Raw genomic sequence first — 26,366 nt, 5'->3', positions numbered from 1 at the left:
GCTTTTCGCCCGAAGAGTCAAGCGTTTATTTCGCTTTCGTCTTGCTGACCCGGCGGCTTGTCAGTCGTTGTTCCCGGTCAGTGGAGGCGCATTATAGGGACTTCCCGGCAGCCTGCAACCCCTAATTGAAAAAAAACTGTCAAACGAATATAAAAACGCCAAAAAGCCCCTAATGGTGCATTAATTCACCGGAAAACGTTCGTTTTTAGCCCGCCACACCGGTAAAGGCCGTTAAAGCGATAAAAGAAAAGGGAGCGATTGCTCGCTCCCTTCTCATTCACTTGCTGCCTGGCAGTTATTGTTTAGCCACAATATGCTCGTTTTCGACATCCAGCGTTACCGGTTTGCCCGGCAACAATTTCCCGGACAGTATCTGCTGTGCCAGCGGGTTTTCGATCTCTTGCTGGATAGCGCGTTTCAACGGCCGCGCACCATAGACAGGATCGTAACCAATCTTACCCAGCAGTTCCAAAGCCGGCGTGGTCATGGTGACTTCGTAGCCACGTTCTTCCAGACGTTTATACAGACGAGCCAGTTGGATCTTGGCAATCGCGGCAATATGTTTCTGGCCTAGCGGATGGAAGACCACCACTTCATCAATACGGTTGATGAATTCCGGGCGGAAATGATGGCTGACCATTTCCATCACGGATTCTTTCATCTGCGCATAGTTCATCTCACCAAAGTGCGCCTGAATCAGATCGGAGCCAAGGTTGGATGTCATGATCACCACCGTGTTACGGAAATCAACGGTTCGGCCCTGGCCATCCGTCAGGCGCCCGTCGTCCAAAACCTGCAGCAGGATATTGAACACATCCGGGTGCGCTTTCTCTACCTCATCAAGCAGGATCACCGAGTAAGGTCTACGGCGCACCGCTTCGGTCAGATAACCACCTTCCTCATAACCGACGTAGCCCGGAGGCGCACCCACCAGCCGCGACACGGAGTGTTTCTCCATAAACTCGGACATGTCGATACGCACCATCGCATCGTCGCTGTCGAACAGGAACGACGCCAGCGCTTTACACAGCTCGGTTTTCCCTACCCCGGTTGGCCCCAGGAACAGGAAAGAACCGATCGGCCGGTTGGGATCCGACAGGCCTGCACGGCTACGGCGAATGGCGTTGGAAACAGCGTTCACCGCTTCATCCTGGCCAATCACACGCGAATGCAGTTCCTGTTCCAGACGCAGCAGTTTATCGCGCTCACCTTCCAGCATTCTGGCTACCGGGATCCCGGTGGCTTTCGCCAGCACTTCGGCGATCTCGGCGTCGGTAACGCGATTGCGCAGCAGCTTCATGGTCTTACCTTCGGCGTTGGTCGCCGCGGCAAGCTGTTTTTCCAACTCAGGAATTTTACCGTACTGCAGTTCGGACATACGCCCCAGATCGCCCACACGGCGCGCCTGTTCAAGGCTTATCTTGGCTTGCTCAAGTTCCGCTTTGATATTCTGGGTACCAGACAACGAAGCCTTCTCAGCTTTCCACTCGTCTTCAAGCTCAGCGTATTCACGCTCTTTCTGATCCAGCTCGCCACTCAGCATTTCCAGGCGTTTCTTACTGGCGTCGTCAGATTCTTTGTTCAGCGCCTGCTGTTCCAGTTTCAATTGGATGATACGGCGCTCAAGCCGATCAAGCGCTTCCGGCTTGGAATCCATCTGCATACGAATGCTGGATGCGGCTTCATCGATCAGGTCGATGGCTTTATCCGGCAACTGGCGATCGGCGATATAGCGGTGCGACAGCGTCGCGGCAGCCACGATGGCCGGATCGGTAATCTGCACATGGTGGTGGAGCTCATAGCGTTCTTTCAGGCCGCGCAGAATCGCGATGGTATCTTCAACACTGGGCTCCGCCACAAACACTTTCTGGAAACGCCGCTCAAGCGCTGCATCCTTCTCGATATACTGACGGTATTCGTCAAGCGTGGTGGCGCCAACGCAGTGCAGTTCACCACGGGCCAGCGCAGGTTTGAGCATATTACCGGCATCCATTGCGCCGTCGCCTTTCCCGGCCCCGACCATGGTGTGCAATTCGTCGATGAACAGGATGACGCTGCCTTCCTGTTTAGCCAGATCGCTCAATACGGCTTTCAGACGCTCTTCAAACTCACCGCGGTATTTCGCCCCGGCGATCAGCGCCCCCATATCCAGCGAAAGCACGCGTTTATGCTTCAGCCCTTCCGGCACTTCACCGTTAATAATACGCTGGGCTAACCCTTCAACAATCGCGGTTTTACCCACGCCGGGTTCACCGATCAACACTGGGTTGTTCTTGGTTCTGCGCTGCAGCACCTGGATAGTACGGCGGATTTCTTCATCACGGCCGATAACCGGGTCCAGTTTCCCCTGCTCCGCGCGCTCGGTAAGATCAATGGTGTATTTCTTCAATGCCTGCCGTTGATCTTCCGCACCTTGCTCATTCACACTTTCCCCCCCGCGCATCTGTTCGATGGCCTTACTGATTTTGTCGGCCGTTGCGCCGGCAGCTTTGAGCAAATCGGTCAACGCGCCGCGATCTTCCAGCGCAGCCAACACAAACAGCTCAGAAGAAATGAATTTGTCCGCACGTTTTTGCGCCAGCTTATCGCACAGGTTCAGCACCCGGACAAGTTCATGGGATGGTTGTACGTCGCCGCCTGTACCTTCAACCTGCGGTAATCTGGACAACGCTTGTTCGATCTCGGTGCTTACACGGCCTGCATCGATACCGGCAGAAGTTAACAATGGGCGAACCGTGCCCCCTTCCTGTGCGAGCAAAGCGCTCATCAGGTGTAACGGTTCAATAAACTGGTTGTCGCGCCCAAGGGCTAGGGATTGGGCATCGGCGAGGGCAAGCTGGAATTTGTTGGTAAGACGATCCAGACGCATAACACCTCCAATACAGGTCAGAATTGCTACTGGAGATTAAATGAGGTCATCCCTCAAATTTTCAAGGTTATTCCAACACTTTATTATGAGTACCACGTTATGCGTCAGTGGATCGTCCTAATTCAATAGGTTATATCAGCCAGATTAAACTTGCCATACGCCCGGTGATTCCATCGCGCCGGAAAGAGAAAAATTGGCGACTTTCCGCCACGGTACAACGCCCGCCGCCGTAAACGGCGGTGACCCCGGCACGCCCCAGGCGCTGGCGCGCCAGTTGGTAAATATCGGCCAGGAATTTATCGCCGTAGGGTGTAAAAGCCCCCGCGGCCTGGGGATCAACCGCAATAAACGCGGCGCGAACCTCTGCCCCGACTTCAAAGCGTTGCGGCCCGATGGCCGGCCCCAGCCAGGCGGAAATGTCGCCCGGCCCGGCGGCAAAAGCCGCCACGGTATTTTCCAGCACGCCTTGGCATAACCCGCGCCAGCCTGCATGGGCGGCGGCCACTTCATCACCAGAGCGTGAGCAAAACAACACCGGCAGGCAATCTGCGGTCATCACCGCACACACCTGCCCAACCAGGCGCGTGTAAACCGCGTCTGCACACACATCCTGCGGCGGCGTGCCGTCCAGGCGCAGCACACGGGTGCCATGCACCTGTTCGAGCCATACCGGCATCTGCGGCAGTGCCGCCCCCGCCACCAGGCGCGCACGATTGGCCGCCACCGCCTGGGCATCATCGCCCACGTGCGTCCCGAGGTTGAGTGAATCATAAGGCGGGCGGCTGACGCCGCCATGCCGGGACGTGGCACAGGCCCGCACCCTTTCAGGGCGCGGCCAGTCGGGCACGATGAGTGAATTCATCACCAATCCATCTGCTCTTTGAACGCTTCGGTATCCGCTTTCAGCGCATCCACCAAATCGACCATGTCTTGCGGCAACGGCGCATGCCATTCCATTTGAATCCCGCTGATGGGGTGATACAAGCGCAGCATGGTGGCATGCAGCGCCTGGCGATCAAAACCGCGCAGGGTGTGAATGAACGCCTCCGATGCCCCTTTCGGCGGGCGTGGGCGGCCACCGTAGAGCGGATCGCCCACCAGCGGATGATTGATATGCGACATATGAACGCGGATCTGGTGCGTACGCCCGGTTTCCAGCCGCAGCCGCAGGCGAGTATGGGCACGGAAATGCTCCATAATCCGGTAGTGGGTCACCGCGGGTTTGCCCATCGGGTGCACGGCCATATGGGTGCGTTTGGTCGAGTGGCGAGCAATCGGCTCCTCCACCGTGCCGCCGGCGGTCATGGTACCGATCGCCACCGCTTCATACTCACGGGTAATTTCCCGCGCCTGCAGCGATTCCACCAGCCGGGTCTGCGCCGGCACGGTTTTCGCCACCACCATCAGCCCGGTGGTGTCTTTATCCAGACGGTGAACAATGCCGGCACGCGGCACATCGGCAATGGCCGGGAAGTGATAGAGCAACGCATTTAGCACCGTCCCATCCGGGTTGCCGGCGCCCGGGTGCACCACCAGATCGCGCGGCTTGTTGATCACCAGGATGTCGCTGTCTTCATAGACGATATCCAGCGCGATATTCTGCGGCTCCCAACGTGCATCTTCTTCTATCTGTGCATCAATGGCGACCGTCTCCCCGCCCAGCACCTTCTCTTTCGGCTTGTTTATCGTTTTGCCATTGACCTGAACTCGATCTTCCAGGATCCAATCTTTTATGCGAGATCTTGAATAATCAGGGAACAATTCGGCCAAAGCCTGATCTAAACGTTGTCCGAGTTGAGATTCGGCCACCGTTGCGGTGAGTTGTACTTGTTGTGCCATATGCAGCTTCTTCGTTAACGTTGGGTTTTCACGGCGATGCCGTTTAATATAATGTGCTATTGTAACTGGTCTTTGTCGGGAGCTTAACGGTCAGTCTCCCGGAATAACACCCTGAGGATAATCAAAACGTCATGACGCGTATGAAATATCTGGTGGCGGCAGCCACGTTGAGCCTGGCGCTGGCAGGTTGCTCCAGCTCCAAGGATACGGTTCCCGACAACCCGCCTTCGGAAATCTATGCTAACGCCCAGCAAAAACTACAGGACGGTAACTTCAAGGGTGCTATTACGCAACTCGAAGCGTTAGATAACCGCTATCCTTTCGGGCCATACTCCCAGCAGGTTCAGTTGGATCTTATCTATGCCTACTACAAATCTGCCGATCTGCCACTGGCACAAGCGTCTATCGATCGCTTTATGCGCCTGAACCCAACGCACCCAAACATCGATTACGTGATGTATATGCGCGGTTTGACGGATATGGCGCTGGATGACAGTGCGCTGCAGGGCTTCTTTGGCGTCGATCGTTCCGACCGCGATCCCGAGCACGCACGTGCTGCGTTCCGTGATTTCAGCCAGTTGATCCAGCAGTATCCGAACAGCCAGTACGCAACCGATGCGCAAAAACGCTTGGTGTTCCTGAAAGATCGTTTATCCAAATACGAACTTTCCGTTGCGCAATACTACACCAAACGCGGCGCTTACGTCGCGGTTGTTAACCGTGTAGAACAGATGCTGCGTGATTTCCCGGATACAAAAGCAACCCGAGATGCACTGCCGCTGATGGAAAATGCCTATAAGCAACTGCAGTTGAACGGCCAGGCAGATAAGGTCGCGAAGATTATTGCCGCCAACCCGGCTTAACATCCCCGGTGGCAAGACACAAAAAACGGCAGCCTTCAGCTGCCGTTTTTTATTCTGCCGACGCACGAAAAACTGGCTATACACCTTAATAAAAACAGGCTATTAGCACTATACGCCGCAAAGTTATCCCATCAATAATGCGCGATCCGGCACCAAGACTCAAGCGCTGTATGCAGGTTTCAACAGCCAAATCACAGAACGCGTGCAATTGACAAAAAGTGACAAAAAAATGTGATCTCCATCACGCATTTAAGCAAAAACACAGGTATGCTGAAGTTATCCAAAGACGGAAAGACACAAGAGGTAAGTTATATGACAGTCAACATTACCAGCAAACAAATGGATATCACCCCCGCCATCCGCAATCATGTCGAAGACCGTCTTACCAAACTGGATAAATGGCAAGCTCAACTCATTAACCCGCATATCGTTTTATCCAAAGAGCCCCAGGGTTTTGTGGCCGACGCCACCATCACTACGCCAAACGGCCCGCTGGTCGCCAGCGCAAAACACGATGATATGTACGCTGCAGTTAACGAACTGATCGCAAAACTTGAACGCCAATTGAATAAGGTTCAGCACAAGGGCGAAGCGCGCCGCGCCGCCGCCAGCGTAAAAGATATCGTCCCGGAAGTGGAACCGGAACAGAAATAATCCGCTCACGAACATGATGCATCAAACCCGCTTCGGCGGGTTTTTTGTTGACACAGGGAAAAGCCCGCGGTTAACTTAACCTTGAGCAATCAAACCGCTGGGTACCCCATGGCACACAAACCGTTTTTCTTTGCATTCTTTTTTACCTTCCCCTGATTGGGAGGCGTTTCGTCGTGTGACAAAGAATGCAAAGACGAACAGCAAAGCCTCCTGAAACAGGGGGCTTTTTTTATGGCTATTCGATAACAAATGAATAAAAACACAAGGCAAAGCTGACTATGACTGATAACCCGTTACTTGCGCTGCGCGAACGCATCAGCGCGCTGGATCTAAAACTACTGGCGCTGCTGGCGGAACGCAGGAAACTGGCGATCGAGGTGGGCAAAACCAAGCTGCACTCCCACAACCCGATCCGCGACAAAGAACGCGAGCGCGATCTGCTTGAAACGCTGGTTAAGGCCGCCAAACCCCACGGCCTTGACGGATTTTATGTCACCCGCCTGTTCCAACTGATCATCGAGGATTCCGTTCTGACGCAACAGGCGCTGTTGCAGCAGCAGCTCAACGCTACCAGCCAACACATTGCGCGTATCGCTTTCCTCGGCCCAAAAGGCTCGTATTCACATTTGGCTGCCCGCCAGTATGCCGCACGCCATTTTGAGCAGTTGATCGAGCATGGCTGCCACAAGTTCCAGGATATCTTCACCCAGGTGGAAACCGGGCAAGCCGATTACGGTATTTTGCCGATTGAAAATACCAGTTCCGGTTCAATTAATGACGTCTACGATCTGCTGCAGCACACCAGCCTGTCGATTGTCGGCGAACTGAGCAACCCGATTAACCACTGCGTGTTGGTATCCGGTGATGCCGACCTCAGCCAGATAGAAACCGTGTACAGCCATCCACAGCCTTTCCAGCAGTGCAGCCAGTTCATCAACCGCTTCCCGCACTGGAACATCGAGTACTGCGAAAGCACTGCAGCAGCGATGGAGAAAGTCGCCAGCCTGAATTCACCCAACGTGGCGGCGCTGGGCAGCGAGGCCGGCGGCGCGCTGTATAACCTGCAGGTGCTGGAACATAACCTGGCAAACCAGCAGCAGAACATTACGCGCTTCATCGTGCTGGCGCGCAAAGCGATAGAGGTTTCCGAACAGGTGCCGGCGAAAAGCACGCTGATCATGGCCACCGGCCAGCAATCGGGGGCATTAGTGGAAGCGCTGCTGGTGCTGCGCGAAAACGGCATCATTATGACCAAACTGGAATCACGGCCCATCAACGGCAACCCGTGGGAAGAGATGTTCTATATTGATGTGCAGGCCAACCTGCGCTCGGAGGCGATGCAAAAGGCGCTTAAGGATTTGGCACCCATTACCCGCTCCCTGAAAGTGCTGGGCTGCTACCCCAGTGAAAACGTGGTGCCGGTCAATCCTTCCTAAAGACAAAAAGGGTCTGGCATTGCCAAACCCTTTTTACACAACACCGAAAAATGCAATTACTGGCGGCTGTCGTTAGCCTGCCGCAACAGCGAACGGCTCTCCACCAGGAAGTGCTGGGCGTAATCGCCGAACCAGTGCTCGACTTTCTGGAAGCTTTCAATAAACGCCTGCTTATTACCGTGCTCAAGCAACGCAATCGCTTCGCCGAAACGCTGGTAATAACGTTTAATCAACGCGATGTTCTCTTCCGATGACATAATGATGTCGGCATACAGCTGTGGATCCTGTGCAAACAACCGGCCCACCATCGCCAACTCCAGCCGATAGATGGGTGAAGAGAGCGCCAGCAACTGTTCAAGCCGCACGTTCTCTTCCGCCAGATGCAGCCCGTAGGCGAAAGTCGCAAAGTGGCGTAGCGCCTGGATAAACGCCATGTTCTGATCGTGTTCAACGGCGCTGATGCGGTGCAACCTGGCTCCCCAAACCTGCAGTTGTTCCAGCAGCCATTGATAAGCTTCCGGCTGACGCCCATCACAATAGACCACTACCTGCTTGGCGATGCTGCCAACATCCGGCCCGAACATCGGGTGCAAACCAAGCACCGGCCCGCCATGTACTGCCAGCATGGCCTGCAATGGCCGGTTCTTCACGGAGGCCAGATCGACCAGGATGCAGTCATCCGGCAGCTTCGGCAAACGCGCGATCACCTGTTCCGTCACGTGGATCGGCACGCTGACGATCACCATACCTGCATCCGCCAGCAACGTTTCCGCCTGCGGCCAATCCTGCTGCTCCAGCACTTTTACCTGATAACCGGAAAGCGATAGCAGGCGGTTGAACAACCGCCCCATCTGGCCATCACCGCCAATAATTACGACCGGCCGCAGTTGAGGGCACAACGCCTTGAAGCCTTTGTCGTTTTCGCTGGTGTAAGACTCGCGCATCAGCCGGCGCAACACGTCTTCAATCAGATCTGGCGGCACCCCCAGGGCTTCGGCCTCTTTGCGGCGCGAAGCCAGCATTTCCGCTTCACGCTCCGGAACATACACCGGCAAACCATAGCGGCTTTTGACCTCACCAACTTCAGCCACCAGATGCAGGCGTTTTGCCAGCAGATCCAGCAACGCTTTATCTACATCGTCAATTTGATCGCGCAATGCGGTCAGTTCAGCCACCATAAATCACTACTCTCCAGTGCGGGCCGTCAGCGCCGCGCCGAGCTCCTGATGCATTTGGCGCAGCAGCGTTTCCGTGTTTTCCCAGCTAATGCAAGCGTCCGTAACGGATACGCCATAGCGCATTTCGGCACGCGGCAGTTCAGAAGACTGGTTGCCCTCATGCAAATGACTTTCCAGCATGATGCCGGTGATCGAACGGTTACCCGCTTTAATTTGCTCAACCACGGATGCCGCTACCAGCGGCTGACGGCGATAATCTTTATTCGAGTTGCCATGGCTGCAATCTACCATTAAGGACGGACGGAGTCCCGCATCCTGCATCTGTTTTTCACATGCGGCAACGTGCTCCGCGCTGTAATTCGGCTCTTTGCCGCCGCGCAGAATCACATGCCCATTCGGGTTGCCGTGGGTTTGCAGCAGGCAAACCTGCCCCGCCTGGTTGATCCCCACAAAGCGGTGCGGCATCGCAGCGGCGCGCATCGCATTAATCGCCGTACTCAAGCTGCCATCGGTGCCATTTTTAAAACCGACCGGCATCGACAGGCCCGAAGCCATTTCTCGGTGCGTTTGCGATTCCGTGGTGCGCGCCCCGATCGCTGACCAACTGAACAGATCGCCCAGATATTGCGGGCTGTTCGGATCCAACGCTTCTGTCGCCAACGGCAGCCCCATGTTGACCAGATTCAACAGCAGGCGACGCGCAATCTGCAGGCCGGCCTCAATATCAAACGAGCCGTCCATATACGGATCGTTAATCAAGCCTTTCCAGCCGACGGTAGTTCTGGGTTTTTCAAAATAGACGCGCATAACGATATACAGCTGATCGCTCAATTCAGCCGACAGGGTTTTTAAACGACGTGCGTAATCCAGCGCAGCGTCTGGATCGTGAATGGAACATGGGCCGCAAACCACCAGCAGGCGATGATCGCGCCCCTGTAAAATATTGGCGATGGTCTGGCGCGCCGTCGTGATTGCCAATTCATCACTGGCGGTAAGCGGGAGTTGCCCTTTCAGTTCTTCGGGGGTGAGCATGACCTGTTCGGCACTGATGTGTACGTTATTGAGCGCGTCTTTTTGCATGATGCTAGTCCTGTCGTGTGCTGTTATGCGTGAGCGTGTTTGAAACATTGAGCGTTACTGGGCTATACCTTATCACGCGATGTAAAGATTTCAATCCATTCAGTGTAAATAAAAAATTACCACACACAAACAAGCGAGAAAAAAACAATCTCACACAACAAAATATATCTATACATCATGTTATTAACAAAACACCGCATCACAAAAAAAGCCCATTTTCTTTTAAAGCCATCAAGTATAAAGCACCCAAAAGTAAAGATATGTTTACAACAAAATTAACGAACGGCAACGATACGCGTTTTTAGCGCTAAGCGGCTCCCGCCTAAATAGGTAATACGACAAGCGATTCATGCCGTAAGTAGAAGAAAAATGCATAAGTGACGATGAAAAATGAATAAGTTAAGCTAACTATGGCTATTTTTGTCGCAATTCCGAATCGCTATAATACGTCGGCAATCACTCATCACTTTTAACAGACTGGATCCAAAATGCTCTCTTTACGCGCTCGTCGCGCTATCCCATTGTATATTAGCTGCCTCACCGCTTTCGCCAGTATTCCCTCTTTCGCAGACAATACACTGTTCACCGCGATGGATGACCCGGCAACCGCGAAGAAGCCATTTGAAGGTAATGTACAGGCGGGTTATAACGCGCAATCCGGTAACTCGGAAAACTCCTCGCTGCTGGCGAACAGTTCACTGACCTGGTTCAATACTTCTACGGCCTATAGTCTGTGGGGAGCCGCCAACAACACCACCTCCTCCAACGTTCGCTCAAGCGAAAAATATCAGGTGGGCGGACGTACCCGTTACAACATGACTGAGCGTAATTACCTGTTCGGCCAGGCTAACTGGCTGAACGATCGCTTTGCCGGTTATGATTCACGCTCGACGCTCACCGTAGGTTACGGGCGCCAGGTGCTGAATGGCCCAGTGCATGATCTGCGTCTTGAATTTGGTCCTGGCGTACGCCACGACGAATATCACGGCGGCGGCCGCAGCACCAAAGCACTGGCTTACGGTGCCGCAAACTATACGTATCAGCTGACCGATACCACCAAGTTCACCGAAGGCCTTTCCGCTTTGGCCAACGAAGACGTGACCCTGAACTCGGAAACGGCGCTGAACGTCGCGATCAATGAAAAATTCTCGCTGCGCCTGGCCTATACGGTGACCTATAACAATAACCCGCCGGCCTCTGCACCGAAGAAAACCGACACCACCACCTCGGTCACGTTGGTTTACGGTCTGTAATTCCTCTTCTTTCCTGCCAAGCCCACTCCGGTGGGCTTTTTTATGCCTGAAATTTGCCTTTTCTCCCTTGCTAAAAAGTTTGTGATTTCACGGTTGACCTATTTAGCAAATTGCTTAATACTGGTTATATATACAGTATAATTATTGGGAGGGAAAATATGACAGCTATCTACTGCGGCAGGCTCCCATGGTCGATAACGCTGATGAACGCCGTTTCTCAGGGCGATGCAGGATATGCGTTATGGAAAAAATGACTTCATTGATTACCTATGCCATGGCGCTGTTTCTCGCCTGGCTCGGCAAACTTTCACCACAGGATATCGCCTTTCTGGTGGGCTCAGCGGTGGGCATTGGCACCTTCCTCGTCAACTGGTACTACCGGCGAAAAAACTACCAGTTACTGAAAGAAATCCAACGAAACGCAGCCGCCAGGAGGATCTACGATGAACTCAATCGCTAAACGATGCAGCACTGCCACTATTCTGGTTTTGGTGGCAACGCTGCCTCAGTTTGATCAATTGAAAACGTCACAGGCGGGTCTGATGCTGATCGCCAATTTTGAAGGCTGCCAACTGACAGCTTACCAATGCGATGCGGATATCTGGACCCGCGGTATCGGCCATACCCTCGACGTGCTCCCCGGCCAAACGGTAACCCGTAAGCGGGTGGCGAAAGACTTTCTGGCGGACGTTCGCCATGTAGAGAGAGGGATGGCGGTCTGTTTACCGGCAGATATGCCGCAAGAAATCTACGACGCGGTGATCGCTTTTGCCTTCAACGTTGGCGTGCACGCCGCCTGCCATTCGACCATGATGCGTTTTTTACAGCAGCGGCAATGGCAGAAAGCATGCAATCAGCTGCCGCGATGGGTGTATGTGCTGGGGATAAAAAGCAAGGGATTGGAACGACGGCGGGCGGCGGAGCGCACACTATGCCTGCGCGGCGCCAGACGAGCGGCGGCCAACCAACGCCAGGCCATGAAAAACACCGGCAATGAGAATGTCCCGGCGCCTATACTGCTCACTAAACCAGCAAACCACTGAATAAGTTCAAACACAAAATTTTTTAATTATCTATCAAGGGGGTTCCTATGATGCATTGTCCACTGTGCGGTAACGTGGCCCATACCCGCTCCAGCCGTTACCTCAGTAACTCAACCAAAGAGCGCTATCATCAATGCCAAAATATTCATTGCAGCTGCACTTTCGCCACCCATGAATCAGTTGCACGAGTGATCGCCAAACCGAGCGAGAGCGTTGCGGTGCAACCTCAGCGCCCGGCGGCGGCGGGGAAACAACCGAACGCCAGCGCAATGTAAACGATGGCTAAACGGCCAAAAAAAGGGGCTTACCATAATGGTAAGCCCCAGATAATTATTAACTTTTGGATGAAGCGTTAGCTGTATCTTAGTTAAAACGCTCCTAGTATAAATACCCTAATAACATAAAATCATCATTAAAAACAACTAGTTAAATTAATTTTAAATACAGTGAGTTGCAGTGTTATGAAACCTCGCCGCCAAATTTTCGCCAATAGAGAATGATAAAGGATTTAGAGTGACGGCTTGTTCCAAGTGCTCGGGAGCAAAGTGCACATACTTCAATGAGCCCAACGATGCGTTAGCTTCCTGAACCGTTTGAATTATAGTCAGACAAAGTAGATTGAAGCTAAAATGTCCATTATGATGCCCCACGGTAAACTCTAAAGGAAATCAGGACAATGACAGTTGGAATAATTACAGGTGAGCCCGGACGCTTTTACACCTTCCAATCAAAATTGCCATCCGGTGAATACTTCGAGCTCCGCCCCCGTAATCCCCCCCTGAACTCTAAACCCATCGTTGATGATGAAAGCGGGATGTGCATTGGTTACTCCGTATCCCAGGCTCCAGGTCTGTGGCAGATTTATGATGCAGACGGTGTGTTCATCCGAATGGAAGAAGCACCATTAGAATCTCCTCTTATTGACCCAACAGACCTCGCATTAATTGCCTTTGGTGCATTTCGTCTTTTTCGGGTGGGCAAGGCACTGCTGGAGACTGGTGTAAAAACTGCTGTAACCGTGAAGCTGAGTGAGGCCACCATCAGTATCTTGCGTGGACGTCTTAAAATGGGCTTATCAGCTCGTGTTCTCAGGATGACTGAGTCATCGGCAAAACATATGCTCACGCCTGGTCGCTATGTGCCTTTGCAGATTCAGGAAAAGGCAATTCGTTATGGTACCAGAACGCCAGACCCACTGAAAAAACCTGGTTTTTTTCGGTATGAAGCTCGCATGTATAAGCTTGTGGAAGACAGGCAAAATAAAGGCCTTTTATTTACAAGTCATACCGTCTTGAGGTTTTAGTCAGGGAAGCTGATTAGACTATCATGCATTTTCAGTACATGCCGTAAAGGGGGAATAATGATAGATATCACGAGCGGCACAAGACACCTCAAATTAACGCCTTATGAAAGGTTGTCTGAGCCTGAAGTGCCTGCCTATAGCCGCATTATGCTATGGGTTGAATTCACCATTCCAGCCTTAAAAACTGAGTTTGCGGCAGAGTTTTTTGTCGGTCAGTTGGAACAGTCCAGGAATGATATGTATGGATTCCATCAAGCCATAAAAAATGGGATAGAATTTAAGGATATTAATTTAACCTCAGTATTCGATCAGGTAACGCTGAAGTTTCACCAGTCACATTTTGCCGGAGCTGTTGGAGTCAGCATGGTTTTGAAACCTGAAGACCATGCTGACAGTGTTACGCTTGAGGACTCTTTCGAAATTGATGAGAGTTATTTTCCCGACCTGCTCTCAGGTCTGGACGATATCATTTCATGGCAGAACTAATGATATGCCCCCCTTAAGAGCTATGAGACCACCAGTTCAACAACCAAAACTAATGACTTAATTCACCCTTAAACCGGCACTCAGAATGCCGGTTTTCTGTGCATAAAAAAGGGGCTTACCATAACGGTAAGCCCCAGATAATTATTAACTTTTGGATGCAGCGTTAGCTGTATCTTAGTTAAGACGCTCCTTCCGCATCACTTTGAAATGCATGGTGTTTTTATATATAACAATAAGTTAAGTGTATCTCTGATGCAATCAAATGCATTCGCGTGCATGCTGCGTAGTCACATTGTAGTCAATAGTCAGCAATAGGATTAAGCAAGGCTGCCTCCTCAAGATGGTCGGGTGCAAAGTGCGCATATCGCATCGTTTCGCGAATATTTGCATGGCCGAGGATACGCTGAAGCACCAAAATATTGCCTCCGTTCATCATGAAATGAGCAGCAAAGGTATGCCGGAGAACATGCGTTTTCTGCCCCTCTGGCAAAACTATTTTTGTACGCGCCAGCACTTTTTTAAATTCTTGATAGCACGCCTTAAACATCCTACCTTGTAAAGTTGATAGCTCATCATACAACCATAATGGAATCGGAACTGTTCGGTTTTTCTTTCCCTTGGTTCTGAAATACGTGAGTTTATGAGGCGAAAGCTGGGAACGGGTAAGGTTTTCTGCTTCACTCCAGCGTGCGCCAGTTGCTAAACACACTTTAACTATACGAGTAAGATGCTCTTTCCCGTAAGCATCACAAGCGGCTAATAGCTCTTTTATCTGAGCCTGTGTTAGCCACGACATTTCGCGGTCTTCCTCCGTGAATGCCCTTACTCCTTCCAGCGGGTTCGGTAAATTCCACTCACCCAACCTTTTTAACTCACTAAATACAGCAGTTAAATACTGCAATTCACGGTTTACTGTCACCGGTTTAACAACCCACATTTCGGGGTTGTCATGATACCCGTTGCTAATTTCACCACGAAGTCGGCGATCTCGATAATGAGCAAAATCTTTAGCATTGAACCGTGAGGCCACTGGGTCGCCTAACCCGTCACATATTATCTTTAACTTTCCCATGCGGGACTTGCTGGCTGTCAAAGCTTGGCCATGAAGTCGATACCATAAATCAATTATTTCACTGAGCTTTCGATGATCCTCCTTCTCACCCAGCCACGGTTTATCAGCGGCCTGATTTAATGTGTACTGCTCAAAAGCTACCGCCTCACCTTTAGTGTCAAACTTTTTCCGTATGCGTCGGCTTCCACGGCCATTTATATAGAAGTCGCACTGCCACTTTCCGGAGGGTAGTTTAACCACGGCCATATTTTATACCTTTCTATCAATTACAATTCTTCAAGCCAGCATCAATAAATGGTGAGATACTAACTTTTGTGCCGGGTACATCTATATCCTCTTTCCATACATCATCAAGATTGAAAGCGCCTACCTTTCCCTTCGCTGTGGCAGCAGAAGCTGTGCCGTTAAGCGGGTACATTTTCCCATTATCATAATTAACTATAAAAACAGCATTACCGAAATTTGACTTGCATAGGAGAGCGCCATTCTTAAAAGTAAAGGCCCATTCTTTGCCGAAATCATTTTCAGCAACAGGTAACATCCCCTTAGCTGATGCACCGAAAGAAAAAATAAAAGGTAGAAATAAAACTAACGACTTCAATTTCAAAACTTACTTCCTTACATATGCCGTTCAAAAGTCATGATAACTAAACCAATAGGATTTATATCGCCAACACTGCATTCAAACTGCGCTGAATGATTAGAAAGCTTGAGTTTATTTCCTGGAATCCTTGCAACATCATAAACATCAACCACACCATCTATATCAACAAACCAACGACCACTTCCTATGGCTTCTATATTTTTTTCTATAAGCCATGAATTCTTCAAACCTTCAACAAAAGCGGCATTAACAATAGAAGAAGGAATTAAGCTTCTTTCGCAAGTCCAATTTCCATCCGGTTTTAAGATACTAGACACAAATAGATATTTAGGTATTGTGACTAAATTAGTTGCACTCGGTAATTGTTGATTTGCAGTATCAATTATTCTATCGGTACCATTACCTCTACCAGTGACCAGCCACTCTAAAGAAACGCCTGTTTCTAAAGCACAGGCGATCACAATGTCGGCGGGAAAGAAATCACGCCGAATCCAGGAGCTGATAGTGCCAGAAGACAAGTCAAAACGATCACCAAGCTCTTTCTGCATTTTGTAGCCGTATGCATCCATGATGCGCTGAACTATGGGTTTGCCACCGGCAGTTAAAATCCGATCAAGAAATGAGCGACCTTTTAATTTTGCATCAGCAAAAACCGAACCCGGACAACTTAAATTTTTAAGTTCACCGCTAACTAACCACTGAAGATCAGCCCCAGTATCGAGAACACACTTTACCAAGGCACTACCCGGAATACTTCCTCTTATAACCCAACCACTTACATTGGATGCATGGACACCGAGCTTCTCAGCCAAAGCCTTTTGAGTATCAACGTTATATGCGATTAACAAACGTTCAAATACTGCATTTGCATCGTTACCAAGTATTTCCATAATGTCCCACACAAACGTAAAAGGGTTTACATAAACGTATTTTCGTTTTAGAGTGCCCCTCACAGAAGCAAAAATGCACGCCAATGCACTAAAACGACACTTAATCGGAGATGATGATTTATGAATCTTCAAATTGCAATCCCATCTGGCCGCGACCTCATGACTTATGAAGAATTCGGTGAACAATACGGATACTGCCTGCGCACTGTTAAACAGATGGTTGCCGATGGCGATCTACTTATTCTTCCAAGAAAAAAAGGAGGCGGAGCCGCACGTATCAACATGATCGCGTTTCGCGCTCGCCTGCTTCAACAGGGTATCAACTGCCGTTACGTCGCTGCGTAAGTCGAACTTAATTATTTAAGATTAGAAGAATAAAAAACATGTTTGATTACGCCGTATCTAAACATCCGCACTTCGAGGAGGCCTGCCGGCAGTTACCAGCACGCCATAATGTGACGGCGCTCGCCAAGCAACTCGGTATGAATGCACAAACACTGCGCAATAAGCTGAGTCCCGGCCAGCCTCATCAACTCACTTGCGCTGAATTGCTCGCGATCACTGACGCTACGGAAGATTCCAGTCTGCTCGATGCCTTGTTAGCACAAATCAACTGTATGCCGTCCGTACCGGTCAACGAAGCCAGCACCGGTAACATCCCAACATACGCGCTTCAAGCGACTGCCGCCGTCGGCAACGTCGCGGCCGCTGCCGTTCAGGGCGATCACAAAACGCCTGTACGTAAAAGTGCGCTACTGGACAGCGTCAATACGGCGATCCGCCATTTATCCCTAATTGGTTTAACCGTACAAACCCGTTTTCAGTCCACTCCTGCTTTGGCAAGTGCCGTTGATGTCATTAGCGGCCTGAGTGCTGTTACGGGCCTAAGCTAAGGCTATCTCTATGATTATCTCCATAGCTCCATTGCTGAAACAGCAAAGCCCATCCCGTCACTTCGAACATGGGTTCATTGAATTACCCGGCGGTAAACGCTGGCGGCCACATTACGATCAGCGGGCATTATTGCGCGGCCTCACCACGGTAAAACCGACACCGTTATTGCGTCGTTTGTTCTGCCGTTAATTAGGAGTGTTATGTTACTGGCTAATGAAAATCAAAAAGCTATTGGCATTAAGCGCATTTCACAAATTAAGCGTGATTTTTTTGCGCATAAACGAAACGAGGCACAAGAGGCTTTTGATAAGTCGCCGGGGCATATGCGCCGGACGGTTTGTTTTCATGCCGGGTTGAAAGAACGGCATATCAATATGAAGTTTTCCGAAATGAGTTATTCAGAGCGTAAGCAAATTGTTTGGGCGCTGAATGACCTTCTTGATTTATCAAAATCTTTACCGCGATTTATCAGTGAAGATGATTGCGAACTAAACATTAATTAACCGTACTGCGTAATTCTGGCGTAAACCCGCCGGGCATCGCTTTACCTGAATAAAGGAATTTATAGATGAATAAACAGATTATCGGTATTGACCCCGCCGGTGGCAATGATGTGACTTGCGTAACTGTACTGCTTGATAACGCCCGTATCGATGAGCGTAAAAACCAGGCCGATCTCGCCGCGTCGCGTCTGCTACGTCTGGCCGCTCACATTGCAACAAAAGGCCTGAATGCAATTGAAGCGGTAGAGCTGCTGCGCCAAGAAGCAGAGGTCATTGAGCACCAGGCGCAGGAGTTGCACTAATGGCCGATTTGATGGATTACGCACAAGAAAAACAGGCGCAGATACTGGAAGCGCAGATCGCCAGTGCTCGCAAGTCTTCAGGGCTGCCGTCCGCATTCGTGTGTGAAGAATGCGAAGCCCCGATCCCTACCGCCCGCCGGGTAGCCGTTCCCGGCGTGAATACCTGTGTGAATTGCCAACATGAGCGCGAGGCACAGAGCCGTCATTTTGCGGGGCAAGTATGAGCGGTTTCTTTGTTTTATTCAGCCTGCTGGCGCTGATGAACGGCCATTTTTTTGCGGCCGATCTGAGCGAATCGGCATGTGTCCATAAAACAGAAAAAACAAGCTCAGATAAGCAATGAGCCAAGCGATCCCCGCTTATGCTTATCCTGGAAGTACACCGCGCCAGGTACTACCCGGCGCGGTAAAACCGCTTACCCGTGAACAATTGGCTCAGGGGCAAGCGGTTTTAAGTCATATTCATAGCCTGCCGCGCTTTCTTAGCGCCATGTTCCTCACCCGCTACACCCATTTGCTGAAAGGCAAAGGGCTGCACGATGCCAACAAATGGTTGGTATTCCAGTTTGATCGCCGCATCTGGCCCCGCCTCCAGGCCGTTAATGAAAAAAACGGCATGAATCTTGGCGCCTCTCTGCGTTTTTCCGCCGAGGTGGACAACTACGCCCAGTTACCGGGCATGGATGACAAAGCGTTGCGCCGCCTTGCCGATAGGGTGGCCGGTCAACTGCTGCAAAATTACGAAGATTACTGCGATAAGTTTATCGCAGAGAACGGCGGCGATAATACCGGGCTGCTAGAAGATGCCACTCAATCAGCGTTTTATGGGCGTATTGCCGGTATGGCGCGCGCGTTCAACATCATCCCGATGCACTGGCGTAAATATCGCCGTCGTAAACTTGACGCCGCCAGCGCGATCGCCAGTCTGTCCCGGTTGGTGAATTCCGAGTGGTGGGAACGCCAGTTGAAAGCCCAGCGCACGCGTTGGCGCGAGGCGTTGCTGATTGCCGTCGGTAAAGTGAATCGCGGGGCATCGTCATACGCTAGCAAGCAGGCGATCCGTGATGTGAAAGCGCGCCGCCAGTCTAACCTTGACTACCTCAACAGCCGTGAGTTGGAGAACGTCGAAACCGGCGAACGTTTCAGCCTGATCGACAAGGTGATGAAAAGTATCTCTAACCCGGAAATCCGCCGTATGGAATTGATGGCGATGATTGCAGGCGTTGAACAAGCAGCGGCAACAAAAGGCGATAAAGGGATGTTTATCACCATCACCACGCCATCCAAATATCACCCAACGCGCACTATCGGGAAAGATAACCCCAAAGTGCAGTTCAATCACAACTGGGACGCACAAGCCCATACGCCCAAAGACGGCCAGCGTTACCTGGTGAATCTGTGGAGTAAGATCCGTACCGCGTTTAAAGATGCTGGCCTGCAGGTATACGGCGTGCGTGTCGTTGAGCCTCACCATGATGCGACACCCCATTGGCATATGATGCTATTTACCCGTAAGGAGCAGCGCCAGCCGGTGATCGACATTATGCGCCGTTATGCCATGGCGGAAGATGGCGACGAGCGTGGCGCAGCCAAAAACCGCTTTGACTGCAAGCACCTGAACAAAGGCGGAGCCGCAGGATATATCGCGAAATATATCGCAAAGAATATTGATGGCTATGCCCTGGACGGTGAGCGCGATCATGAAACTGGCGAGTTGCTAACGGATACGGCGGCAGCGGTCACCGCCTGGGCAAGTACCTGGCGCATTCCTCAATTTCAATTCCTGGGCCTGCCATCACGCGGCGCCTGGCGCGAATGTCGCAAAATCCGCTCTGTCAGTCTGGCTGATGAGTTCGATGAAAGCGTGGAAGCAGTGCGCGCTGCGGCTGATGCCGGTGATTTTGCTGCTTATATTCTGGCGCAGGGTGGCCCCAACGTTGCCCGCGACGATCAGACCGTGCGAGTGGCTCGCCGGGTTGCCGATGAAACCAATGAATATGACGAAGAGATTAAAAAGATTGCCGGTATTTTTGCCCCGCATCTTGGGAGCGACCGCATCTATAAAACCCGCACAACGCAATGGCGCATCGTCGCTAAAGCTGTTGCCGTTGAGGGGTTGACCTTAAAAAGCGCCTCTGGCGCGCCTCGGAGTCCTGTCAATAACTGTGGGTTGGCTGGTCATAGCACTGCCGAAAATGGGCAAGAAAAGCCGCCTGTAACGCCCGTAGAGGTGATGGAACATGCACCGGAAACCCCGATTGACTGGGATGATATGACCGTTACACGGTCTGTCATGGCTCGCATACGCGTCAATATGCCCCAGGTAAACAAACAGCAGCACGAAACATCCCCCTATGAAAGGCCAACAGTTGCCCCATCAGCCAGATTGACCCCGGCGGAACGCCAGCGTATTGGGAAAATCCGTGCAGACTTGGCTCAACATGATATCGATGCAGAACGTTGGGAGCTGGAGGCACTGGCTCGAGGGGCTAGCGTGAAATTTGGTGATATTTCAGTACGGTATGAAATGCTAGGTGATTGGAATGGCTTTTAACGACTTGTTGCAAAACGTAACAAATTACGCAATACTGTATGTATACACAGTTATATTAATTAGGTAAGTTAGAAATATGGAAACCTTCGAAAGCGCCAAGCTTGTTTTGTCACGCGTACAATTCATTGCAGAGATAACTCTTGAAACACGCAGACAAAACAAAGAGTTACAGATTGCACTTTCTCTTATTGCTGATTTAGCAAATGCTCAAAACTCAGGAAGACAGCATAATGAAGCCTTGTGTAAGGCGTATGTAAACCGCCAATAATTTGTCTGCATGCATAGAGTGCATGAATTTGCATGATGATCCGGTGCGCGTTTCTCCCCTACAATGCCACCCCTGGCGCGGATCGCGCCGGATCACGCAGGTGCATGAAATGTGACACACAAAGCGCGCAGGCGAGGCGGGGATAGCATTGCGCGCATGCCCTTCTTCAAGACTTATATTTTTATGCTTACAGCCTCTGCCTGGTGGGAGACAGAAAACTCATGATTTGGTTGTATCTGAATCTAACCTGTCTAACCTGTATGTAGCAGTTTGGTGTTATGAAAAAGTAAAAACAATAACATAATGAAAAATAACATTTTTTAACCATTATACTCTGACATTAGGAAATTGCTTATTATGTGTAATTATGATTGAAACTAAAATTTAAAATGTTAAACTCAAAGGATTGAATAAAAGGTGTTATAAATGAAGAAGTTAACTATCGAAGACATGCAGCAGCAACTGATACATGCAAAGGGTATCCAAAAGCGTCGCTCACGGAAAAAACGCTATAGAAACGCTATTGCAATGAATCTGAGGGTCTTCTCAAGAGTACGAATTTTTGCACCGAAAGTCTTAGATCTTTTTAATAGTGATAACTATAATTGCTTTGTACGTTTTTTAACTGATATTCGAGATGAAATAGAAAGAAACAACAAAATAATTATTAACTTCAGAAACACTGAATCACTTAAAGCTTGTGCAATGGTTGTTCTTTATGCACATATAGATTTTTTCCAGCGACTAACTAATGATAAAAATATCATAACATTGACTCCTTGCAACAATGCTCGAGTTAATAGAATGTTTGCAGGATGCGGCATATGGGATATTACAAAATTTCAGAAATATAGTGAACAAGAGGCTATCGGGTTGCCTGTTGTTTCTTCTGTTGCTGGAGCATCAAAAGATCCACATGTAAATCAAGAGGCGAGAGCTACAATTAAACAAGTATTAAACTTCATAAAAGAAAAGATCTATGGTGGAAATATCACTCCGATAGATGCACAAAACTTATATGCTGCAGTTACGGAATCTATAAGTAATGTTGGTTTACATGCTTATTCCAGTGAATATCAATATAAAGATTTTATAGGCTTAGCTGGTAAGAGATGGTGGATATTTTCCAGATTAATTGAAGATCAAATGTTTATCCTTATATATGACATGGGTGAGGGAATACCGTTAACATTGGTACAAAGAGATTTTTTTAGCATTATATTTCAAATGTTTAAGCCAGAAACTGATGCAGAAAAAATCCACGCAGCAGTTCAATATGGTGAAACTCGGATGAAAAGTGAAAAACACGGCAAAGGACTGCCTGATATAAAAAGATTTGTTTTAGACAACCCTATGGGAGAATTACACATATTCAGTGGCATGGGAAGATACTCTTATTATTCGTCATCAAAACAAGAAGAAAAAATAGATTATAAATATTCTGTTGGCGGAACTTTAATTCAGTGGAACATTTTTATTGAGGCAAAAAAAAATGAAAGTTGAGAACATTGATATTGCTAACGAATTTTCAGACTTGCCATTTGGTCGTAATGAAGATGATGGCCCTGATAATGGAAAGAGATTCAGAGAAGAAATATTGTACCCTAAATTCGTCAAAGCCGACATAGTGAATGTTTATATGGACGGTGCTATGGGATATGGGTCATCGTTTTTAGATGAAGCTTTCGCTGGACTTTATCGTAGTCACGGTATAGATAAAGAAACAATACGGAAAAAACTAAAATTACATTGCAGTTTAGATTTTATATTAAAAAGCGCATGGCAATATGTAGATGAGGCAACTAAGGAAAATAAAAAATGATGGGAGTAATATCTTTCTTAGGCGATGTGATTAAGTATTTAGCTGAAACTGGAGTTTTGGCTATAGTTGTAGCAGTTTCTGGCTGGGCTTTTGTGTACAAAAACTCTAGAGCACTTCAAAAAAGAAGTGAAACTTGGTCCATAGTTAAGAATATATCTGATCTTCTAAAAGATATTGAGTCATCATCTCGAAAGTTTTGGCTCCCCCAAGACAATAAATTTATAAGCCCATTGGCATACCAGGTTGAGATAAATAGTTACTTAAGTGAGCTAGAAAGATGGTTGAAGTATCTTTCCACTAGAGTCCCTGAAAGTGATGAGCATTCAGATGCAATGATAAAAATATTTCGCGAAGCGACATACAATTTAGAAAAAGTAAGGGAAATCAAAGAAATTCAAAGAATGCGCACTACAATGACGGTATCTAAATATACTAGTTCAATTAAAAAAAATGTTGACGAGAAATATGAAAAACATTTCCTTCACTCAAAAGTAAACTGACCCACCCCCTTTACTTAAAATACACAAGTAAAGGGGTAAATCATCATATAACTTAACGGCGAAAACAACTCACCAATAATATCATGTAAAATTATAACTATTGAATTTCAATACATCTATTTTTAACCAAGAATTAATTTCACTCATTCTTTCCTGTAATGGACGAAGCTCATTAGTTACAAATACCTTACTTGCCTTCTCAACATCCCCGAACCCTCCGGTATTATTCGGGATAATCCCCATCATCTGCGGCGGTACGCGGTGCGCGCTTAGCAGATCATCGCGGCTGGCATTCTTAATATTGAAAAAATCGTCTTTGGTCGCGACCTCTGACAGCGGCAAGATTTTAATACCGTCGGGCTTACCGTTTGGCGCGTACATAAACAGGTTGCGGAAGTTGCCCAGCCCTTTGGTATCACGCATGGCTTGGCGCATTCTGTCGACGTCGCTGGTACTTTGCGCCGCATCGGTCATATACAGGATATAACCGGCGTGGGCGCCGTTCTGGTAATACTTGCGGCGGAACAGAGTGGCCGCCTCGTTTAGCCAGGCGGAATTTAGCGCGCTCAGGTACTCCGGTAGGCCATACAGCTCCTGGTTGATATCCGGTTCAATCAGATGAAATACGCTCCCTGGCGCAAACGGGTGCGCCTCTTTCCAATCCTGCACAAACCAGTAGGTATCCGGCTCGACGCCCCGGCGGGTGTATTTGGCCGGTGAGCATTGTAGGCGCAGGGGCTGCCCGAGGTGATTTTTACGCAATTCCAGAAAGGCATTGCCGAAGACCAGATAATCCAGTGCGTAACGGCTGAATTCCTGCTGGCTTAGCAGCGGGTGCGGGATAAAGGTGGATGCCAGGATATTGCGCTTCACAAACATTGGGCTGCTGTGGTGAACGGCGGCACGCATACTGCGCGCCAGCCCGTCAAAGCTGATCGGCGGTTCGTACCATCGGCCGTTGCCGCAGCACTCGACATAATCCAGGATCTCCCGCTTATCCATCACCGGCGACGCATCGCCGAAGGTGAACGCCTCCATGCCAGGGGCGGCTGCCGGTTGTGGTCGGGGTAATGCCTTGCGGCCTTTGCGTTTGCTCATCAGTAAAACTCCAGAATATTCGAGGTACCGTGGCCGCTGCCTGCGGTCAGGGGTTCATTTAACAGGGCGTGCATGATGGCCCAGGCGATATCCGCGTGGCTGGCCTCTTCGCTGCGGCTGGCGGTGTAGGTCGAGCGCGCGCCGCTGGCGGTCATGGTTTTGCGGATCGCCATGAATGACGCGGTGATATCGGTGTGGCCGGCGTCGTACTCCAGGCAGCCGCGGCTAATGGTGTCCTTGGCTTTCAGCACCATGGCGGTCTTGATTTCCGGGGTGTATTTGATTTCGCGGGCGGCCGGGAAAAACTCCCGCACCAGTTGGAACACCCCCTGACCGACGGTGGTCGCATCAATCCCGATGTATTCGACGCAGTATTTTTCCGTCAGCGCTTTGATTTTTTCGGCCTGGTCGGCAAAGTTCATCCCTTGCCATTGATGGCGCTCCAGCACGCGGAATTTGCCCCCGGCCACCATGGGCGGCGCCACCACGGCGCACCCGGCGCTGTCGCCGCCGTTGGCTTCTGACGGATCGTAACCAATCCATACCGGGCGGTAACCGAACGGCCGGGCCGCAAAGCGTTGGTAGTCCGTCCATTCCTCCATCGTGTCGACCATGCAGCCTTGCAGCTCGGCGAACGGGAAGACCGACGCGGTATCATCAACAAATTCGCACATCAGCAGGTTTTGGTACTCTGACGGGCTGTATTCGAGTGAAAGCTGGTCAAGATCAAACAGGTTGCAGCCGCCGGTCAGCGCATCCTCGACCGTCACGATCTGCCGCCATTGCCCATCGCCGCACAGCACGCCCTGGGATAAATGGCTGTGGCTCAGGTCAATCTGGATATGGTCGGCCTTACTGCGGCGCCCCTTGTTGAACAACTCCCCCGACCAGAACGGATACGCGCTGTGCGCCAGGCTGGACGGCGTGGAAAAATAGGTGGTACGCCATTTCTTATGCAATGACATGCCGCTGGCGACTTTGCGCAGCTCCTGGAATTTGGGGATCCAGAAATATTCATCCAAGTACAGATTGCCGGTGTAGCTCTGCGCGGTGCGCACGTTGGTGCCGAGAAACATCAGACGGGCGCCGTTCGGTAGCACCATCGGATCGCCTTTCAGGTCAACCTCGACCAGCCGGGCAAAATCAATGATGTAGTTACGGAACACATGCGCCTGCGCCTTACTGGCCGACAGAAAAATCTGGTTGCGCCCGGTGGTCAGCGCGTCCAGCAACGCCTCGCGGGCAAAAAAGAAAGTGGCTCCGATCTGGCGCGATTTCAGGATATTGCGGATACGATGGGTTAACCCGGCGCGATACCACGCCATCTGATAGTCGAAGGTGGTTTCCATGAAAATGCTTTGCAGCTTTTCAATGGCCGCGTCGCTGAAAACGTTGCGCTCCGCCGGTTTGCGCTCGCCCTTGTTGCGGTTGGCGACCTTGGGGTTTAAATCCGCCTCGTTGCCGCTTTGGGCATAGCGGTTGACCCGTGCCAGCCGCTCAATCTGACGGCCCAATAGGTCAATCTCCTTGAAGTCGATCCCCTCCTTTTTGGTTTTCATGATGAGCTGGATCAGCCGCGCTTCCATGCTCTGCTCAACGCGCGAAATCGGCGCGATATCTTCCCACGCATCGCGTTTTTTCCAGCTCTGCACGGTGGGCGCCTTGAGGCTCAGCGTTTCCGCAATCTGGCGCACGGAAAAGCCCTGCCAGTAAAGCAAGGCTGCCTGTCGGCGCGGATCGCTGATGAGGGTGGTTGTCGGTGTCATATTCATGCCGCAAAGGCTACGTAACCCGGCGACAACCTGCCTTAAGTGCCTGTTGTGTCTCGGATCTTCCAACCGCGCCGCGTTGAGCCG

31 protein-coding genes, 1 pseudogene and 1 other annotated feature are annotated in these 26,366 nt (G+C 50.3%); of the genes and pseudogenes, 22 read left to right on the top strand and 10 right to left on the bottom strand.

Features of this window, described 5'->3' with window-relative positions; translation table 11 throughout:
* Positions 1-295: 295 nt before the first annotated feature.
* From clpB to rluD, 3 genes are all read right to left on the bottom strand, one after another.
* Positions 296-2,869, bottom strand: a complete 2,574-nt coding sequence (gene clpB, locus AC559G_RS08350; protein ID WP_438597086.1) for an ATP-dependent chaperone ClpB — start codon at positions 2,867-2,869, stop codon at positions 296-298.
* A 130-nt stretch (positions 2,870-2,999) separates the two neighbouring features.
* A complete protein-coding gene (yfiH, locus tag AC559G_RS08345; RefSeq protein ID WP_498912181.1) occupies positions 3,000-3,731 on the bottom strand; it encodes a purine nucleoside phosphorylase YfiH/LACC1 family protein in 732 nt (243 codons plus the stop codon).
* Positions 3,731-4,708 carry a 23S rRNA pseudouridine(1911/1915/1917) synthase RluD gene (gene rluD / locus AC559G_RS08340; protein WP_095845897.1) on the bottom strand — a complete coding sequence of 326 codons (978 nt, stop codon included), beginning with the start codon at positions 4,706-4,708 and terminating at the stop codon, positions 3,731-3,733. The genes yfiH and rluD overlap by 1 nt, the downstream gene beginning before the upstream one ends.
* Before the next feature lie 131 nt (positions 4,709-4,839).
* Between rluD and bamD the strand changes: the two genes are divergently transcribed.
* From bamD to pheA, 4 genes are all read left to right on the top strand, one after another.
* Positions 4,840-5,571, top strand: a complete 732-nt coding sequence (gene bamD, locus AC559G_RS08335) for an outer membrane protein assembly factor BamD (protein WP_279026591.1) — start codon at positions 4,840-4,842, stop codon at positions 5,569-5,571.
* A 312-nt stretch (positions 5,572-5,883) separates the two neighbouring features.
* Complete coding sequence (gene raiA, locus AC559G_RS08330) at positions 5,884-6,225, top strand: ribosome-associated translation inhibitor RaiA (RefSeq protein WP_095845899.1); 342 nt, start codon at positions 5,884-5,886, stop codon at positions 6,223-6,225.
* A gap of 107 nt (positions 6,226-6,332) precedes the next feature.
* Positions 6,333-6,458, top strand: a sequence feature (Phe leader region).
* Complete coding sequence (gene pheL, locus AC559G_RS08325) at positions 6,334-6,381, top strand: pheA operon leader peptide PheL (RefSeq protein ID WP_121525945.1); 48 nt, start codon at positions 6,334-6,336, stop codon at positions 6,379-6,381. Its footprint overlaps the feature before it by 48 nt.
* Before the next feature lie 45 nt (positions 6,459-6,503).
* Complete coding sequence (pheA, locus tag AC559G_RS08320) at positions 6,504-7,661, top strand: bifunctional chorismate mutase/prephenate dehydratase (protein ID WP_498912180.1); 1,158 nt, start codon at positions 6,504-6,506, stop codon at positions 7,659-7,661.
* Positions 7,662-7,717: 56 nt separating this feature from the next.
* On the opposite strand, the gene tyrA is transcribed toward pheA, so the two are convergent.
* The gene (tyrA, locus tag AC559G_RS08315; RefSeq protein WP_498912179.1) at positions 7,718-8,839 is read right to left on the bottom strand and encodes a bifunctional chorismate mutase/prephenate dehydrogenase; all 1,122 of its coding nucleotides are present in this window, start codon (positions 8,837-8,839) and stop codon (positions 7,718-7,720) included.
* A gap of 6 nt (positions 8,840-8,845) precedes the next feature.
* Positions 8,846-9,919 carry a 3-deoxy-7-phosphoheptulonate synthase gene (locus AC559G_RS08310; protein WP_498912178.1) on the bottom strand — a complete coding sequence of 358 codons (1,074 nt, stop codon included), beginning with the start codon at positions 9,917-9,919 and terminating at the stop codon, positions 8,846-8,848.
* Between the two features lie 488 nt (positions 9,920-10,407).
* Between AC559G_RS08310 and AC559G_RS08305 the strand changes: the two genes are divergently transcribed.
* From AC559G_RS08305 to AC559G_RS08280, 6 genes and pseudogenes are all read left to right on the top strand, one after another.
* Positions 10,408-11,172 (top strand): DUF481 domain-containing protein, encoded by a 765-nt coding sequence (locus AC559G_RS08305; RefSeq protein ID WP_095845904.1) that lies wholly within the window; start codon positions 10,408-10,410, stop codon positions 11,170-11,172.
* Between the two features lie 241 nt (positions 11,173-11,413).
* Positions 11,414-11,632, top strand: a complete 219-nt coding sequence (locus AC559G_RS08300) for an HP1 family phage holin (protein ID WP_095845905.1) — start codon at positions 11,414-11,416, stop codon at positions 11,630-11,632.
* Positions 11,616-12,119: pseudogene (locus AC559G_RS08295) on the top strand (lysozyme); the annotation flags it as partial. The gene AC559G_RS08300 and the pseudogene AC559G_RS08295, both read left to right, overlap by 17 nt.
* A gap of 143 nt (positions 12,120-12,262) precedes the next feature.
* Positions 12,263-12,490: an Ogr/Delta-like zinc finger protein gene (locus AC559G_RS08290; protein WP_498912177.1), complete on the top strand. Its 228-nt coding sequence runs from the start codon at positions 12,263-12,265 to the stop codon at positions 12,488-12,490.
* Positions 12,491-12,891: 401 nt separating this feature from the next.
* Positions 12,892-13,518, top strand: a complete 627-nt coding sequence (locus AC559G_RS08285) for a hypothetical protein (protein ID WP_498912176.1) — start codon at positions 12,892-12,894, stop codon at positions 13,516-13,518.
* A 57-nt stretch (positions 13,519-13,575) separates the two neighbouring features.
* Positions 13,576-14,004: a WapI family immunity protein gene (locus AC559G_RS08280; protein WP_498912175.1), complete on the top strand. Its 429-nt coding sequence runs from the start codon at positions 13,576-13,578 to the stop codon at positions 14,002-14,004.
* 298 nt (positions 14,005-14,302) lie between these two features.
* On the opposite strand, the gene AC559G_RS08275 is transcribed toward AC559G_RS08280, so the two are convergent.
* From AC559G_RS08275 to AC559G_RS08265, 3 genes are read right to left on the bottom strand one after another with little or no spacing between them, the layout of a single operon-like run.
* Positions 14,303-15,322, bottom strand: coding sequence for a site-specific integrase (locus tag AC559G_RS08275; RefSeq protein ID WP_498912174.1), 1,020 nt, complete (start codon positions 15,320-15,322; stop codon positions 14,303-14,305).
* 16 nt (positions 15,323-15,338) lie between these two features.
* Positions 15,339-15,683: a YebY family protein gene (locus AC559G_RS08270; protein ID WP_498912173.1), complete on the bottom strand. Its 345-nt coding sequence runs from the start codon at positions 15,681-15,683 to the stop codon at positions 15,339-15,341.
* Positions 15,684-15,694: 11 nt separating this feature from the next.
* A complete protein-coding gene (locus AC559G_RS08265) occupies positions 15,695-16,570 on the bottom strand; it encodes a helix-turn-helix domain-containing protein (protein ID WP_498912172.1) in 876 nt (291 codons plus the stop codon).
* 120 nt (positions 16,571-16,690) lie between these two features.
* Between AC559G_RS08265 and AC559G_RS08260 the strand changes: the two genes are divergently transcribed.
* The 12 genes from AC559G_RS08260 to AC559G_RS08205 all read left to right on the top strand — a co-directional run bounded on the left by AC559G_RS08260 (position 16,691) and on the right by AC559G_RS08205 (position 23,412).
* A complete protein-coding gene (locus tag AC559G_RS08260) occupies positions 16,691-16,915 on the top strand; it encodes a QIAIP family phage-derived DNA-binding protein (protein WP_498912171.1) in 225 nt (74 codons plus the stop codon).
* Positions 16,916-16,953: 38 nt separating this feature from the next.
* Positions 16,954-17,463, top strand: a complete 510-nt coding sequence (locus AC559G_RS08255; protein ID WP_498912170.1) for a phage regulatory CII family protein — start codon at positions 16,954-16,956, stop codon at positions 17,461-17,463.
* Positions 17,464-17,473: 10 nt separating this feature from the next.
* A complete protein-coding gene (locus AC559G_RS08250) occupies positions 17,474-17,653 on the top strand; it encodes a phage filamentation protein Fil family protein (protein ID WP_498912169.1) in 180 nt (59 codons plus the stop codon).
* A gap of 11 nt (positions 17,654-17,664) precedes the next feature.
* Positions 17,665-17,967, top strand: a complete 303-nt coding sequence (gene repB / locus AC559G_RS08245) for a phage replication protein B (protein WP_498912168.1) — start codon at positions 17,665-17,667, stop codon at positions 17,965-17,967.
* A gap of 65 nt (positions 17,968-18,032) precedes the next feature.
* Entirely contained in the window at positions 18,033-18,269 is a 237-nt protein-coding gene (locus AC559G_RS08240; protein WP_498912167.1) for a DUF2732 family protein, read from the top strand.
* Positions 18,269-18,493 carry a TraR/DksA C4-type zinc finger protein gene (locus AC559G_RS08235; RefSeq protein ID WP_498912166.1) on the top strand — a complete coding sequence of 75 codons (225 nt, stop codon included), beginning with the start codon at positions 18,269-18,271 and terminating at the stop codon, positions 18,491-18,493. The genes AC559G_RS08240 and AC559G_RS08235 overlap by 1 nt, the downstream gene beginning before the upstream one ends.
* Complete coding sequence (locus AC559G_RS08230; RefSeq protein WP_498912165.1) at positions 18,490-18,612, top strand: hypothetical protein; 123 nt, start codon at positions 18,490-18,492, stop codon at positions 18,610-18,612. The genes AC559G_RS08235 and AC559G_RS08230 overlap by 4 nt, the downstream gene beginning before the upstream one ends.
* On the top strand, positions 18,609-20,822 hold the full coding sequence (locus AC559G_RS08225; protein ID WP_498912164.1) for a replication endonuclease: 2,214 nt from the start codon (positions 18,609-18,611) through the stop codon (positions 20,820-20,822). Before AC559G_RS08230 ends, AC559G_RS08225 begins: the two co-directional genes overlap by 4 nt.
* 76 nt (positions 20,823-20,898) lie before the next feature.
* Positions 20,899-21,090 (top strand): hypothetical protein, encoded by a 192-nt coding sequence (locus tag AC559G_RS08220; protein ID WP_498912163.1) that lies wholly within the window; start codon positions 20,899-20,901, stop codon positions 21,088-21,090.
* Positions 21,091-21,516: 426 nt separating this feature from the next.
* The gene (locus tag AC559G_RS08215) at positions 21,517-22,593 is read left to right on the top strand and encodes a hypothetical protein (RefSeq protein WP_498912162.1); all 1,077 of its coding nucleotides are present in this window, start codon (positions 21,517-21,519) and stop codon (positions 22,591-22,593) included.
* The gene (locus AC559G_RS08210; RefSeq protein ID WP_498912161.1) at positions 22,583-22,912 is read left to right on the top strand and encodes an STAS-like domain-containing protein; all 330 of its coding nucleotides are present in this window, start codon (positions 22,583-22,585) and stop codon (positions 22,910-22,912) included. Before AC559G_RS08215 ends, AC559G_RS08210 begins: the two co-directional genes overlap by 11 nt.
* The gene (locus AC559G_RS08205) at positions 22,909-23,412 is read left to right on the top strand and encodes a CHASE3 domain-containing protein (protein ID WP_498912160.1); all 504 of its coding nucleotides are present in this window, start codon (positions 22,909-22,911) and stop codon (positions 23,410-23,412) included. The genes AC559G_RS08210 and AC559G_RS08205 overlap by 4 nt, the downstream gene beginning before the upstream one ends.
* Before the next feature lie 81 nt (positions 23,413-23,493).
* On the opposite strand, the gene AC559G_RS08200 is transcribed toward AC559G_RS08205, so the two are convergent.
* Positions 23,494-24,510, bottom strand: coding sequence for a phage portal protein (locus tag AC559G_RS08200; protein ID WP_498912159.1), 1,017 nt, complete (start codon positions 24,508-24,510; stop codon positions 23,494-23,496).
* Complete coding sequence (locus AC559G_RS08195; protein WP_498912158.1) at positions 24,510-26,282, bottom strand: terminase ATPase subunit family protein; 1,773 nt, start codon at positions 26,280-26,282, stop codon at positions 24,510-24,512. Before AC559G_RS08195 ends, AC559G_RS08200 begins: the two co-directional genes overlap by 1 nt.
* Between the last annotated feature and the right edge of the window lie 84 nt (positions 26,283-26,366).

It is taken from the genome of Gibbsiella greigii (assembly GCF_039540155.1).
GTDB lineage: Bacteria > Pseudomonadota > Gammaproteobacteria > Enterobacterales > Enterobacteriaceae > Gibbsiella > Gibbsiella quercinecans.
Note: the sequence above shows the minus strand (reverse complement) of the source record. Positions and strands in the feature narration are given on the sequence as shown.